This window comes from Ruegeria sp. AD91A, assembly GCF_003443535.1.
Classification (GTDB): domain Bacteria; phylum Pseudomonadota; class Alphaproteobacteria; order Rhodobacterales; family Rhodobacteraceae; genus Ruegeria.
This window is the reverse complement of the sequence record NZ_CP031946.1, coordinates 420,490-434,638: the sequence shown is the minus strand read 5'-3', so window position 1 is coordinate 434,638 and position 14,149 is coordinate 420,490. Positions and strand designations below refer to the sequence as shown.

The window sequence follows — 14,149 nt, the reverse complement described above, 5'->3', positions numbered from 1 at the left end:
CTTAATGCGAAGCGGCTGTCTGGGTCGCAGCCTCGGCCGCGGCCAGAGCCGTGTCATAGTTCGAAATCAGCGCCGCTGTGGAGTGCCCGATCACATCGGTCACCAGCGACGGGTAGACACCCAGCAGGATGGTCATCACGATCAGCGGGGCGAAGATCAGCCGCTCTCGGGCGCTCATGTCAGTCATCGCCTTCAGGCTTTCCTTGATCAGATCGCCAAAGACCACGCGACGGTACAGCCACAGTGCATACCCAGCCGAGAAGATCACACCGGTCGCGGCCACTGCCGCTACCCAGGTGTTGACCTGGAATGCGCCCATCAGGGTCAGGAACTCGCCGATGAACCCGGATGTACCCGGCAGTCCCACATTGGCCATGGTGAACAGCATGAAGACCAGCGCGTATGCGGGCATCCGGATGACCAGACCGCCATAAGCCTCGATGTCGCGGGTGTGCATCCGGTCATAGATCACGCCGACACACAGGAAGAGCGCGGCCGAAATGAACCCGTGACTGAGCATCTGAAAGATCGCGCCATCGATGCCCTGCTGGTTCGCCGCGAAAATACCCATGGTCACAAAGCCCATATGCGCGACCGAGGAATACGCGATCAGCTTTTTCATATCCTCCTGCACCAACGCCACAAGCGAGGTATAGACCACGGCAATCGCTGACATCCACAGCACCAGATCGGTCATCACTGCTGAACCCACCGGGAACATCGGCAGGCTGAACCGCAGGAAACCATAGCCGCCCATTTTCAAAAGGATCGCGGCCAGTACGACCGATCCCGCCGTGGGCGCCTGAACGTGGGCATCCGGTAGCCAGGTGTGCACCGGCCACATCGGCATTTTCACCGCGAACGAGGCAAAGAATGCCAGGAACATCAGAGTCTGCATGCCGCCGACAACATAGATACCCAGCACACTGAAGCCCTCGGACGAGAACTGGTGCGTCATCAGCGCGGCAATGTCCGTAGTGCCCGCATCGGCATACATCGCGACCATGGCCACCAGCATCAGAACCGAGCCAAGGAAGGTGTAAAGGAAGAACTTGAAGCTGGCGTAGATCCGGTCTTTGCCACCCCAGATACCGATGATCAGGAACATCGGGATCAGGCCCGCTTCGAAGAACAGATAGAACAGCACCAGATCAAGCGCCATGAAGACGCCCAGCATCAGGGTCTCTAGCAGCAGGAAGGCAACCATATATTCCTTGACGCGATCCGTCACGTTCCAGCTGGCCAGAATGGTCAGCGGCATGATGAAGGTGGTCAGCAGGACGAACAGAACACTGATGCCATCAACGCCCATCTTGTACTTGAGGCCCATCAGCCACTCACCCTCTTCCACCATCTGGAAGCCGGGATTCGACGAGTCAAAGCCGGTATAGATGCCGATGGAAACCAGGAAGGTCACCGTGGTCGCCAGCAAAGCAATCCACTTGGCGTTCCGCTGTGCGGCCGCATCGTCACCCTGCAGGAACAAGGCCAGAATGCCTGCTGCAATGGCGGGGATAAACGTGACGATCGAAAGGATATAGTCCATTACTGGGCCCCTCCGCCGATCGTCATCCAGGTCACAAGGGCCGCGATGCCCAGCACCATCCAGAAGGCATAGGTAAAGATGTACCCGGTCTGCGCCTTGCCGGCGAGGCGGGTGAAGAAGGGAACAACGCCCATAGCTACTCCGTTCAGGAAGCCATCGATTGTGTTGCCGTCACCGCGTTTCCAAAGGAAGCGGCCAAGCGCCAAAGTGGGTTTGACGAAGACAGCGTCATAGATTTCGTCGAAATACCACTTGTTCAGCAGGAACAGGTAAAGCGGACGTTGATTTGCAGCCAGACGCGCCGGCAGAGATGTGTTCACGATGTAGAACCAGTAGGCCACGACAAAGCCCAGCAACATGGCGACAAACGGTGATACCTTGACCCAATTCGGAGCTGCGTGCGCTTCGTCCAGAACATGGTTGTCCGGCGCCATATAAAGCGCACCCTCACCCGGTTTGCCCGCGAACACATAGTGGTGGTCACCGCCATGCGCGTCTTTCTCGCCATGTTCTGCATTGTCGGTATGGCCGTCGTCTGCGTGGCTTTCATCGGCATGGCTGTCTTCATCGTGTGAAGCATCCGCCGCAGCATGATCACCGGCCTCAGCATGTTCTGACGCTTCTGCCACCGGAATACCGTAGAATTTGCCGACCTTGTCCGCATGGCCGAAGAAATTGCCGTACCAGATCATCCCGGCAAACACCGCACCCAGTGACAACACGCCCAAAGGCACCAGCATGGTCATCGGGCTTTCATGTGCGTGGTCGTGGGTGTGCTTGTCCCCACGCGGTTTGCCGTAGAAGGTCAGGAAGATCAGACGCCAGCTGTAGAACGAGGTGAACATCGCCGCGATCACCAGCATCCAGAAGGCATAGCCAGTGCCGCCAGCATACGCGCTTTCGATAATCGCGTCTTTCGACAGGAACCCGGCAAAACCGATCGTGGTAAGCGGAATGCCGACACCCGTGATGGCCAACGTACCGATCATCATCGCCCAGAACGTGTACGGGATTTTCTTCCGCAACCCGCCATACTCGGTCATTTCCTGCTCGTGATGCATGGCGTGGATCACCGACCCCGCGCCGAGGAACAACAGCGCTTTGAAGAAAGCATGGGTCAGCAGATGGAACATCGCGGCTGAATACATGCCGACACCGGCGGCAACGAACATGTACCCCAGCTGAGAACAGGTCGAATAGGCGATGACGCGTTTGATATCGGTCTGAACCAGACCCACGGTTGCCGCAAAGAACGCTGTCGAGGCCCCAAGGAAGGTGATGAACCCGGTCGCGCCCGGTGCGAACTCCATCAGCGGCGACATGCGGCAGACGAGGAACACGCCAGCAGTTACCATTGTGGCGGCGTGGATCAGGGCCGACACGGGCGTCGGGCCTTCCATCGCATCCGGCAACCAGGTGTGCAGGATCAGCTGTGCCGACTTACCCATCGCACCGATGAACAGCAGGACGCAGATCACTTCGATGGCGGTCCATTCGCCCCACAGGAAGTGCAGTTTTTCCTCTGCTAGCGCGGGGGCTGACGCAAAGATATCCGAGAAATTGATGCTGTCGGTCAAGAAGAACAGCGCAAAAATGCCCAGAGCGAAGCCAAAGTCACCCACTCGGTTCACGATGAACGCTTTCATCGCCGCCGCATTGGCCGACGGTTTGCGGTAATAGAAGCCGATCAACAAGTAGGACGCGACGCCCACGCCTTCCCAGCCAAAGAACATCTGAACAAGGTTGTCCGCTGTTACCAGCATCAGCATCGCAAAGGTGAAGAAGGACAGATAGGCAAAGAAACGCGGCTTATAGCTTTCGCCTTCGCGCCACTGCGGGTCGTGATCCATGTAGCCAAAGGAATAGAGGTGCACCAGCGCCGAAACGGTCGTCACAACGATCAGCATGATCGCGGTCAGCCGGTCCAGACGAATGGCCCAGCTTGTCGACAGCGAGCCGCTTTCGATCCAGCGCATGATCTCGATCTGCTGGGTTACCCCGTCGAAGGTCAAGAACACGATCCACGACAGCAAACAGGCCAGAAACAGCAGGCCCGTTGCCGTCCACATGGCAGCTTTCTCGCCAATGAACTTCCAGCCGAACCCGCAGAGCAGCGCGCCCACCAGCGGGGCAAAGAGGATGGTGGTTTCCATAGTTCTCTTAGCCCTTCATCATATTGACGTCTTCAACCGCGATGGTGCCACGGTTGCGGAAGAAGCAGACCAGAATGGCCAGACCAATCGCTGCCTCGGCCGCCGCAACGGTCAGCACGAACAGGGTGAATACCTGCCCGACCAGATCACCGAGGAAGCTGGAAAACGCCACGAGGTTGATATTCACCGCCAGCAGCATCAGTTCGATGCTCATCAGCAGGATGATGACGTTCTTGCGGTTCAGGAAGAGACCGAAGATGCCGATGACGAACAGCGTCGCCGCGACCGTAAGATAGTGTTCAAGTCCGATCATGGTCTCAAAGTCCCTGCCCCGGTTTCACGTCTTTCAGCTCCATCGCCTTGGCCGGGTCGCGCATCATCTGGCCGATGATGTCTTGACGCTTGATGTCCTTGCGGTGGCGCAGTGTCAAAACAATCGCGCCGATCATAGCCACCAGCAGGATCAGGCCCGCCAATTGGAACAGAAGGAAGTATTGATCATAAAGGATGACGCCAAGCGCCTCGGTATTGTGGCGATCCACTGGCACCGGCTGGGCCAGATTGGCCGCCGCGCCCTGCGCGCTGTCCCATGCCCCAAAGGCCATGACGAACTGCATCAGGATAACCAGACCAATCAGCAAGGCCAGCGGCATATAGCGCGCCATCTCGGCCTTCAGCTCGGCAAAGTCCACGTCCAGCATCATCACCACAAACAGGAACAGCACCGCGACCGCGCCGACATAGACGATGATCAGCAGCATCGCCACGAACTCGGCCCCCAGCAGCACGAACAACCCTGCCGAAGACAGGAAGGACAGGATCAGCCACAGCACCGAGTGCACCGGCTGGCGGCTGATCACCGTGAACAGCCCGCCGGTGATGGCGCTGATGGCAAACAGATAGAAGGCAAAGACGGTCATTGATCCTCATCCTCGTTATCGCCCATGACCTCTTGCGCCAGTTCCAGCGCGCGGCTCATGGCCGGGATGCCGGCAAAGACCGACATCTGACCGATCGTTTCCACGATCTCTTGTTTCTTTGCACCCGCTTCCAATGCATGGCGCACGGTCTGGCGCACTGCCGCATCCGCCTGTGCGCCCTGGCAAGTCAGCCCGGCTAGCGTCAGAAGCAGGCGGGTCTTGGCGTCCAGCCCGTCCTTGTTAACGGTATTGCCGAACATCATCTCCATGACCTCTTTGGGCATGGTCGGCCACAGCGCCTCGAACCCCTTGGGCGAGAAATTCTCCATCGCCGGGTTCATCGCCTTGGCCATGTCCTGAGCCTGCTTCATCATCAGCTCGAACGGATTTGTCGGCGTGTCACTCATCTGTACGGCGCGTCCATTTCCAGATTGCGGGCAATCTCGGCTTCCCAGCGTTCACCGTTATCCAGCAGCTTTTCCTTGTCGTAGAACAGCTCTTCCCGGGTTTCCGTCGCGAATTCAAAGTTGGGGCCTTCGACGATGGCATCGACCGGGCAGGCCTCCTGGCAGAAACCGCAATAGATGCATTTGGTCATGTCGATGTCATAGCGCGTGGTGCGGCGGCTGCCATCTTCGCGCGGTTCGGCGTCGATGGTGATGGCCTGCGCCGGGCAGATCGCCTCGCACAGTTTGCAGGCGATGCAGCGTTCCTCGCCATTCGGGTAACGGCGCAGGGCGTGCTCGCCCCGAAAACGCGGCGACAGAGGGCCCTTTTCATGGGGATAGTTGATAGTGGCCTTGGGGGCGAAGAAATACTTCAGCCCCAGTTTGAAGCCGACCCAGAAGTCTTGCAGCAAAAAGTACTTGGCGGCGCGGGTGTAGTCGATTTGGGTCATATCAGCCTCCTACGCTCCAACGGGCAAACGCGCCCCAGAACCAGTCGAATTTCGCCGCGAAGGCCACGAACACCACCCAGACCAGCGAGAATGGCAGGAAGACTTTCCAGCCCAGTCGCATCAACTGGTCATAGCGATAGCGGGGTGTGATCGCCTTGACCATTGCGAAGATGAAGAAGAAGAACGCCATCTTGGCAACCATCCACAGCACGCCATCAGGCAAGCCCGGGATCGGCGACAGCCAGCCGCCGAAGAACAGCAGCGAGGTCAGCGCGCACATCAGGAAGATTGCGATGTATTCCCCGGCCATGAACAGCAGGAAAGGCGTGGCCGAATATTCGACCTGGTAACCGGCGACCAGTTCTGATTCCGCCTCGGGCAGGTCAAACGGTGGACGGTTGGTTTCAGCCAAGGCCGAGATGAAGAACAGGAACACCATTGGGAAATGCGGTAGCCAGTACCAGCTGAAGAACCCGAACGAGCCATCTTGTGCACGTACAATGTCACCGAAATTCATAGACCCGGTTGAGATGATCACGCCGATGATGATCAGGCCGATCGAAACCTCGTAGGAAATCATCTGCGCAGCCGAGCGCAGCGACCCGAGGAACGGGTACTTTGAGTTCGACGCCCAACCGCCCATGATCACGCCATAAACCTCGAGCGAAGACACGGCAAAGACATAGAGTATGGCGACGTTGATATCCGACAGAACCCAGCCATCGTTGAACGGGATCACCGCCCAGGCGATCATCGCCAGAACGAAGGATGTCAGCGGCGCGAGGATAAAGACAGTCCGGTCGGCGCCCGCGGGGATCACGACCTCTTTTACCACGTATTTCAGGGCATCCGCCACCGATTGCAGCAGGCCGTAGACGCCAACCACGTTGGGGCCACGGCGCATCTGGACAGCGGCCCATATCTTGCGGTCTCCGTAAACAAGGAACAACAGTGAAATCATCACAAAGGCCACAACGGCAAGCACTTGCGCCAGAATGATGATGGCTATTCCGCCTGGGGTGTTAAAGAATTCAGCCATTGGTCCTCACACCGTGGGTATTCCGTTTTCCGCGTGTGATGCAAAGGCCAGATGCCTGCGCATTTTGCGGCTGGGTCGGCGCGTTGGTGTAAACAGCATCTGCCGTCTTTGCGCCACCCTTAATCTTCAAATTCACACGCAATTCAGGCGCGGCCATCTGCCACCCGGCTGCCACATCTGGTTGCGATATGAAACAGGAGTGGTTCATTCAGCCGCAATCTTCTCTGACTTACGGGCCTGTGCCTGCGCCGAAAGTTCGGCCATCAACTGCGAAGCACGCGCGATTGGGTTGGTCAGATAGAAATCCCTGACCGTATTGCGGAAACTTGCCTTACCCAGAGGTCCGGCGTCCAGTGCCTGAACCTCATTCTGCGCCACTTCATCAATCCGGGCGAGATGCGGAACCGCCTCGATCAGCGCAGTGCGCAGTTGCGCCAGCGAATCGAAGGGCAGTGTTGCACCCAATTCGGCAGACAGGGCACGCAGGATGGCCCAGTTCTCCTTGGCGTCGCCCGGCGCGAACCCCGCGCGCATTGCCAGCTGCGGGCGACCCTCGGTATTCACGAACAGACCGTTTTCCTCGGTATAGGCTGCGCCCGGCAGGATCACATCGGCGCGGTGTGCGCCCCGGTCTCCATGACTGCCCTGATAGATAACAAAGGCACCTTCGCCAATTTCGACTTCGTCTGCACCAAGGTTGTAGATCACATCAGCGGCGCTGACGGCGTCCATGCCACCCTCGTTGGTGGCATCCACATCCATCCCCCCCACGCGCGACGCAGCAGTGTGCAGAACGATCAGACCACTTTCAGTATTGGTAGCAATGGTTTGCGCGGCAGCCAGAACAGCAGCGCCGTCAGCCTCTTGCAAGGCGCCCTGCCCGACGATGATCAAAGATGCCTTGCCTTTGATCACGTCATCACCGCCCATGTCGACGACCTTTTGCAGCGCGGCACGGTCATCACCCATATGATGATAGTCGTAGGTCAAATCTGCCGCCGGACCGACCAGAGCAACCTCGGCACCATGTGCCCAGGCCTTGCGAATGCGGGCGTTGAGAACCGGCGCTTCGTCGCGCGGGTTGGTCCCGATCAGCAGGATGCGCTCGGCGCTGTCGATATCTTCGATCGCTGCGGTCCCCGCATAAGCACCACGATTCCCCGCAGGCAGCTTGGCGCCATCGGTACGGCACTCAACAACACCGCCCTGCCCTTCGATCAGCTGTTTTAGCGCAAATACCGCCTCGACGGGAGCCAGATCGCCCACGATACCGGCAGGCTTCTCGGCGCCTTTCAGCGCCTCTGCGGCTTTGGTCAGTGCCTCGGGCCAGGTGGCCCGGCGCAGTTTTCCGTTTTCACGCACATAAGGTCTATCCAGACGCTGGCGGCGCAACCCATCCCAGACAAAACGAGTTTTATCGCTGATCCATTCCTCGTTCACGCCATCATGGTTACGCGGCAGGAACCGCATCACTTCGCGCCCCTTCGTATCCACGCGGATGTTCGAACCAAGCGCATCCATCACATCAATGCTTTCGGTCTTGGTCAGTTCCCACGGACGCGCGGTAAAGGCGTAGGGCTTGGAAGTCAGCGCCCCAACCGGGCACAGATCGATGATGTTGCCCTGCAAATTCGAATCCAGAGTCTGGTTCAGATACGAGGTGATCTCGGCATCCTCGCCGCGCCCGGTCTGACCCATCTGAGTTATCCCGGCAACTTCGGTGGTGAAGCGCACGCAGCGGGTGCAGCTGATGCAGCGGGTCATTGCGGTGCCCACAAGCGGTCCCAGATCCAGATCATCGACCGCCCGCTTTGCTTCCTTGAAACGGGATCCGGACATGCCATACGCCATCGCCTGATCCTGAAGGTCGCATTCACCACCCTGATCGCAGATCGGGCAATCCAGCGGATGGTTGATCAGCAGGAACTCCATCACGCCTTCGCGGGCCTTTTTGACCATGGGTGAGTTCGTCTTGACCACCGGGGGCTGGCCCTCAGGCCCCGGACGCAGGTCACGCACCTGCATTGCGCAGGAGGCCGCAGGTTTCGGCGGCCCCCCCACAACCTCGACCAGGCACATCCGGCAATTGCCGGCAATCGACAAGCGCTCGTGGTAACAGAAGCGCGGCACTTCGACCCCGGCTTGTTCACAAGCCTGGATCAGGGTCATCGCGCCATCGACTTCGATTTCCTGTCCGTCGATATTGATCTTGCGGAGGTCAGACATGGCTCTCAATTCGCCCTCAAATAAACGCCAATAGCGCTGTTTCTTTGGATTTCTTTCTGCCCTAGAGTGCAGAACGTGTTGGGGTTGTCATAGGTCACGCCATTCGAAGCCAGATACGCCTCGCCCTTGGCGCGCATCCGGTCTTTCTCTGAATCCGAGTCGACATATGAGCGGATTTCACTGTCCGAGTACCCCAGTTTGTTCGCTTTGGACCGCAGCCCCCACATAACACTGATCGCTTTCAATCGCCGCCCGCTGATCGACGGACAGAATTCGGAGATCTCATTTGCGATGGCGATGTAATAGAGTTCGTCGTCGATCTCTTTGACATCCCTCAAGGGCGGCTTTGCTTCTGCAACAGCCGGAAACGTGATCACGGCGGCCAAGGCGAGTGTTTTTGCAAAAGACATGGTTCTTCCTTTCGTTTTGGATGTTCCAAAACGAAAGGGTCCGGTCTTGCTAGGCAATAACGGCCTGCAATCCACGTCGTGATATGCAAAAACGCGTGTCATGGCCGTTGGCATTTTCCTGCAAACGTCAATTGATCATCACTGATGCGCAGGTTTTGCGGCTCGGTATCCGGCCCCACTTTCCAATCGATCCGGGAAGATCCAAAATTCTGCACACAGAACTTGGTTCCTTCATGGCGACCGGCTTCACGCGCGCCGTCCAAGGACGCGGACGCGCCCTTCACCACAACAGTAAAGTCCGTGGGCGATGCTTTCTTGTCGACCGGCTTCGCCTTGGCCTTGAACGACTTTCCGTCGAACAGAAGACGATCTTCCGACGGCTTGATGATGCCGCAGGCGGACACGCTTGCCAGTACCAGCAGGACTACAAGGGTTTTTCGGGCCGTCATATTATCCCTCTTAGTGTTCTCATCTGCCGGGTCGCCATCAGAACGCCGCCACCAATGCCATAAGCCCAATCACAAACATGCAGGCCCAGCCCAATACATACAGCACGGACCGCAGGCCACTGTTTGGCTTACCTATGCCTTTGAAGTGCACCACCAGCATCACCAAACGCGCGACCAAAGCGACAGACGCCAGAAGATTGACCCAGAACGGGCTGGCGCCCAGTAAAACCGCCGCGGTCACAACGGCCACAAACGCCGGAAGCGTTTCCGTTCCGTTCAGATAGGCCCGGTTCAGACGATAGGCCTGGTCAGAATAATCCTGCTCTGGAGTCGCCCCCGGCGCGAGGCCCTTGCCCTGCTTGGCCAGCGCTGAAAACGGGGCCAGGAACAGAACCACTAGTGTGAAAAGCACAACCGATGAAATCGCGTGGCTGTATTCTGCAAACATGTCCATCCCGTTCACTCCGCCGCCATCGCACCCATACGGCCCGATTTCTGTGCCTTGATGCGGCCTTCGATTTCTTCCCGGAAATTGCGGATCAGGCCCTGGATCGGCCAGGCTGCCGCATCGCCGAGCGCGCAGATCGTGTGACCCTCGACCTGCTTTGTCACGTCAAACAGCATGTCGATCTCTTCCAGTTCAGCTTCGCCGCGCACCAGACGGTCCATGACCCGCATCATCCAACCGGTGCCTTCGCGACATGGGGTGCACTGACCACAGCTTTCATGCTTATAGAATTTCGACAGGCGCCAGATCGCCTTGATGATGTCGGTGGACTTGTCCATCACGATCACCGCTGCCGTTCCAAGCCCTGAGCCCAGATCGTTGCGCAGATAATCGAAATCCATGATCGCGTCGCGCATGTTCTCACCGCGCACACACGGAACCGAGGATCCACCGGGGATCACGGCCAGCACATTGTCCCAGCCGCCGCGAATGCCGCCGCAATGGGTCTCGATCAGCTCCTCGAAGGAAATCGACATTGCCTCTTCCACGACGCAGGGGTTGTTCACATGGCCTGAGATCGCAAACAGCTTGGTGCCCGCGTTGTTTTGGCGACCGAAGCCAGCGAACCAGTCGGCCCCCCGGCGCAGGATGGTCGGCACGACCGCAATCGATTCCACATTGTTCACAGTTGTCGGGCAACCATACAGGCCAGCGCCTGCTGGAAACGGAGGCTTCATCCGCGGCATGCCCTTCTTGCCCTCAAGGCTTTCAATAAGGGCGGTTTCCTCGCCGCAGATATAGGCACCAGCGCCGTGATGCAGGAAGATATCAAAATCCCAACCTGAACCGGCGGCGTTCTTGCCCAGCAAGCCGGCATCATAAGCCTCATCAATCGCCGCCTGCAGCGCCTCACGCTCGCGGATATATTCGCCACGCAGGTAGATGTAACAGGTGTGGGCGTTCATCGCGAAAGACGCGATCAGGCAACCTTCGATCAGCGTATGCGGATCGTGGCGCATGATCTCTCGGTCTTTGCAGGTTCCGGGTTCGGATTCGTCCGCGTTGACCACCAGATAGGACGGGCGCCCGTCACTTTCCTTTGGCATGAATGACCATTTCAGACCGGTTGGAAAGCCCGCGCCGCCGCGACCACGCAGGCCCGAGTCTTTCATCGTCTGGATGATCCAGTCGCGACCCTTATCAATCAGGCCAGCAGTGCCGTCCCAATGCCCGCGGGCCTGCGCACCTTTCAGCGTGCGCTCATGCATCCCGTAGATGTTGGTAAAGATCCGGTCCTGATCCTTCAGCATCGCGTGTTACCTTCAGCTGTCCTGACGCATGCGCCAGAGTTGAAAAATGTTGATCCCCGCATAGATGAACCCCGCCAGAGCAGCGAGATCAAACAGCAGAGCGTGCCGGGTCGTCAAACCCAGCTCGGGGCCAATGAACAGGTTCATTGCAAGCCAGATCAGCATGGTCACAGCGATGACCATCCCGATATGTCGGCCCTTGCGGGCTATGGCCTTTTCCTTGTCCTTGTCCATTTTCCCCCGATACCCCGGACGGGCATCCGTCTAGTCTTCGTCCGTGCCCTCAGATTTGGCACGTTTGGCAAATTCGGTCTCTTCACCCGCTGCAAGCTTGGCCGCCTGTTCAATCCAATCATCGCGCTCGATCCGGCCCTTGAATTTCAAACGCGCATCGACCCAGGCCACCTGTTCCGGCGTCCAGGCAGCGATCTGGTCGTAGTGATAGAAACCCAGCTCGTTCAATGTCTGCTCCAGCTTGGGACCGACGCCTTTCAACAGCTTCAAGTCATCTGCCTTACCGTCGCGTGCGGCGGTCAGAGTCTCGGGCTGATCTTCGGTGACGTCTGCGGGCTTGGCCGCGGCTTCCTTGGCAACAGGTTTGGCTTTCGCCTCAGCCGCTTGTTTCACAGCCGGCTTCGGCGCCTCGGGCGATTTCGGAGGTTTTGCTGCCGCCGACGCACCCGCCTGCTTGCCATCCTTGCCAAGCCACGGCGTCAGGATCGCAACCTCAGTCCCGTCGATACGTTTGACCGTGTCGCCCAGATCGGTCGCCAGCTCAACACTGGCGTTGTATTGCGGCTTGCCAGCTTCATGCTCGGTCAGGCTGCTGAGGCCCTTCAACGGCTCAGCCGCATAACGTCCGTTTTGAGGACCGGGCGTCGGCACCTTGCCCGCCACCAGATCGTCGATGATCCTGCCAAAGCTCTCGGCCGTCAGATCCTCGTAGTAATCCTTGCCGATTTGCGCCATCGGCGCGTTGGTGCACGAGCCGAGGCATTCCACCTCTTCCCAGCTCAGCTTGCCATCGGCAGAAAGTGCATGTGCTTTCGCCGCAATCTTTTCCTTGCAGACCGCGATCAGATCTTCGGCCCCGCAGATCATGCAGGAGGTCGTGCCGCAGACCTGAATATGCGCCACCGAGCCAACCGGTTGAAGCTGGAACATGAAGTAGAAAGAGGCAACCTCAAGCACACGGATATAGGCCATGCCCAGCATATCTGCGACGGATTCAATCGCCGGACGGCTCAACCAGCCCTCTTGTTCCTGCGCGCGCCACAGCAGCGGGATGACCGCGCTGGCCTGACGCCCCTCGGGGTATTTGGTGATCTGCGCTTCGGCCCATTGCTGGTTGGCAGCGGTGAAGGCAAAGCTTTCGGGTTGTTCGGGATGAAGACGGCGGAGCATTAGCGGTCAATCTCTCCAAATACGACATCCATGGTGCCGATGATGGCGGCGACGTCGGCCAGCTGATGGCCCTTGGCGACGTAATCCATGGCTTGCAGGTGCAGGAAACCCGGTGCGCGCAGCTTGGCGCGGTAGGGTTTGTTGGTGCCGTCGGCGACCAGATAGACGCCGAACTCGCCCTTGGGGGCTTCGACAGCGGCATAAACTTCACCTGCGGGGACGTGGAAGCCTTCGGTGTACAGCTTGAAGTGATGGATCAGGCTTTCCATCGAGGTCTTCATGTCCGACCGTTTCGGCGGGGTGATCTTGCCTCGGGCTAGAACGTCACCGGGGCAGTCGCGGATTTTGACGATGGCCTGCTGGATGATCAGCAGCGATTGGCGCATCTCTTCCATTCGCACCAGATAGCGATCATAGCAGTCGCCGTTCTTGCCGACGGGAATCTGGAACTCGAACTCGTCATAGCATTCATAGGGCTGCGCGCGGCGCAAATCCCATGCCAGACCGGATCCGCGCACCATCACGCCCGAGAAGCCGTATTTCTGGATGTCATCCTCGGTCACGATGCCAATATCGGCGTTGCGCTGTTTGAAGATGCGGTTTTCGGTCAACAGGCCGTCGATGTCGTCCAGAACGGTGGGGAATTCGTGGCTCCATGCCTCGATATCGTCCAGCAGTTCCGGCGGCAAATCCTGATGAACACCACCGGGGCGGAAATAGGCCGCGTGCAGGCGGGCGCCACAGGCACGCTCATAGAACACCATCAGCTTTTCACGCTCTTCAAAACCCCAGAGCGGCGGGGTCAATGCGCCCACGTCCATCGCCTGCGTTGTCACGTTCAGCAGGTGGTTCAGGATGCGTCCGATTTCGGAATACAGAACCCGGATCAGCGAGCCCCGGCGCGGCACTTCGACCCCGGTTAGCTTTTCGATGGCCAGGCACCAGGCATGTTCCTGGTTCATCGGCGCCACATAATCCAACCGGTCGAAATACGGCAGGTTCTGAAGATAGGTCCGGCTTTCCATCAGTTTTTCGGTGCCACGGTGCAGCAGGCCGATATGCGGATCGCAGCGTTCGACGATCTCACCGTCCAGTTCCAGCACAAGGCGCAGAACCCCGTGCGCCGCAGGGTGTTGCGGGCCGAAGTTAATGTTGAAATTGCGGATCTTCTGTTCTCCGCTCAGCGCGTCCGTGCTGCCGTCATCGTATCTTGAGCCGTCCATCAACGCCCTCGTTTCTTTTTCGCATCGGCCCGAACCCGAACCTTTTCCGCTTCAGCGGCCTTGGCTGCGGCCCCCGCCAGCAGAACCCCCAATGCGCCCAGAATGATCAACTCACCCATCATC

16 protein-coding genes are annotated in these 14,149 nt (G+C 58.5%); all 16 read right to left on the bottom strand.

Going from position 1 to position 14,149, the window contains the following annotated elements:
• Position 1: 1 nt before the first annotated feature.
• A complete protein-coding gene (locus D1823_RS02170) occupies positions 2 to 1,546 on the bottom strand; it encodes an NADH-quinone oxidoreductase subunit M (protein ID WP_117868411.1) in 1,545 nt (514 codons plus the stop codon).
• On the bottom strand, positions 1,546 to 3,699 hold the full coding sequence (gene nuoL / locus D1823_RS02165) for an NADH-quinone oxidoreductase subunit L (protein ID WP_117868410.1): 2,154 nt from the start codon (positions 3,697 to 3,699) through the stop codon (positions 1,546 to 1,548). Before nuoL ends, D1823_RS02170 begins: the two co-directional genes overlap by 1 nt.
• Positions 3,700 to 3,706: 7 nt before the next feature.
• The gene (gene nuoK / locus D1823_RS02160; RefSeq protein WP_005984024.1) at positions 3,707 to 4,012 is read right to left on the bottom strand and encodes an NADH-quinone oxidoreductase subunit NuoK; all 306 of its coding nucleotides are present in this window, start codon (positions 4,010 to 4,012) and stop codon (positions 3,707 to 3,709) included.
• Positions 4,013 to 4,016: 4 nt separating this feature from the next.
• A complete protein-coding gene (locus D1823_RS02155; protein WP_085821135.1) occupies positions 4,017 to 4,619 on the bottom strand; it encodes an NADH-quinone oxidoreductase subunit J in 603 nt (200 codons plus the stop codon).
• A complete protein-coding gene (locus D1823_RS02150) occupies positions 4,616 to 5,026 on the bottom strand; it encodes a carboxymuconolactone decarboxylase family protein (protein WP_117868409.1) in 411 nt (136 codons plus the stop codon). The genes D1823_RS02155 and D1823_RS02150 overlap by 4 nt, the downstream gene beginning before the upstream one ends.
• Positions 5,023 to 5,517, bottom strand: a complete 495-nt coding sequence (gene nuoI / locus D1823_RS02145) for an NADH-quinone oxidoreductase subunit NuoI (RefSeq protein WP_117868408.1) — start codon at positions 5,515 to 5,517, stop codon at positions 5,023 to 5,025. The genes D1823_RS02150 and nuoI overlap by 4 nt, the downstream gene beginning before the upstream one ends.
• Before the next feature lies 1 nt (position 5,518).
• A complete protein-coding gene (nuoH, locus tag D1823_RS02140) occupies positions 5,519 to 6,556 on the bottom strand; it encodes an NADH-quinone oxidoreductase subunit NuoH (protein WP_117868407.1) in 1,038 nt (345 codons plus the stop codon).
• A gap of 204 nt (positions 6,557 to 6,760) precedes the next feature.
• Positions 6,761 to 8,782, bottom strand: coding sequence for an NADH-quinone oxidoreductase subunit NuoG (gene nuoG / locus D1823_RS02130; RefSeq protein WP_117868405.1), 2,022 nt, complete (start codon positions 8,780 to 8,782; stop codon positions 6,761 to 6,763).
• A gap of 5 nt (positions 8,783 to 8,787) precedes the next feature.
• Positions 8,788 to 9,192, bottom strand: a complete 405-nt coding sequence (locus D1823_RS02125) for a DUF5333 domain-containing protein (RefSeq protein ID WP_117868404.1) — start codon at positions 9,190 to 9,192, stop codon at positions 8,788 to 8,790.
• A 98-nt stretch (positions 9,193 to 9,290) separates the two neighbouring features.
• A complete protein-coding gene (locus D1823_RS02120; RefSeq protein ID WP_117868403.1) occupies positions 9,291 to 9,641 on the bottom strand; it encodes a hypothetical protein in 351 nt (116 codons plus the stop codon).
• Positions 9,642 to 9,678: 37 nt separating this feature from the next.
• Positions 9,679 to 10,095 carry an MAPEG family protein gene (locus tag D1823_RS02115; RefSeq protein ID WP_117868402.1) on the bottom strand — a complete coding sequence of 139 codons (417 nt, stop codon included), beginning with the start codon at positions 10,093 to 10,095 and terminating at the stop codon, positions 9,679 to 9,681.
• Between the two features lie 5 nt (positions 10,096 to 10,100).
• Positions 10,101 to 11,399 carry an NADH-quinone oxidoreductase subunit NuoF gene (gene nuoF, locus D1823_RS02110; RefSeq protein WP_117868401.1) on the bottom strand — a complete coding sequence of 433 codons (1,299 nt, stop codon included), beginning with the start codon at positions 11,397 to 11,399 and terminating at the stop codon, positions 10,101 to 10,103.
• Positions 11,400 to 11,411: 12 nt separating this feature from the next.
• A complete protein-coding gene (locus D1823_RS02105; RefSeq protein WP_117868400.1) occupies positions 11,412 to 11,633 on the bottom strand; it encodes a DUF5337 domain-containing protein in 222 nt (73 codons plus the stop codon).
• A gap of 30 nt (positions 11,634 to 11,663) precedes the next feature.
• Positions 11,664 to 12,803 carry an NADH-quinone oxidoreductase subunit E gene (locus tag D1823_RS02100; protein ID WP_117868399.1) on the bottom strand — a complete coding sequence of 380 codons (1,140 nt, stop codon included), beginning with the start codon at positions 12,801 to 12,803 and terminating at the stop codon, positions 11,664 to 11,666.
• On the bottom strand, positions 12,803 to 14,026 hold the full coding sequence (locus D1823_RS02095) for an NADH-quinone oxidoreductase subunit D (RefSeq protein WP_205511898.1): 1,224 nt from the start codon (positions 14,024 to 14,026) through the stop codon (positions 12,803 to 12,805). Before D1823_RS02095 ends, D1823_RS02100 begins: the two co-directional genes overlap by 1 nt.
• A complete protein-coding gene (locus tag D1823_RS22210; RefSeq protein ID WP_256367742.1) occupies positions 14,026 to 14,148 on the bottom strand; it encodes a hypothetical protein in 123 nt (40 codons plus the stop codon). Before D1823_RS22210 ends, D1823_RS02095 begins: the two co-directional genes overlap by 1 nt.
• Between the last annotated feature and the right edge of the window lies 1 nt (position 14,149).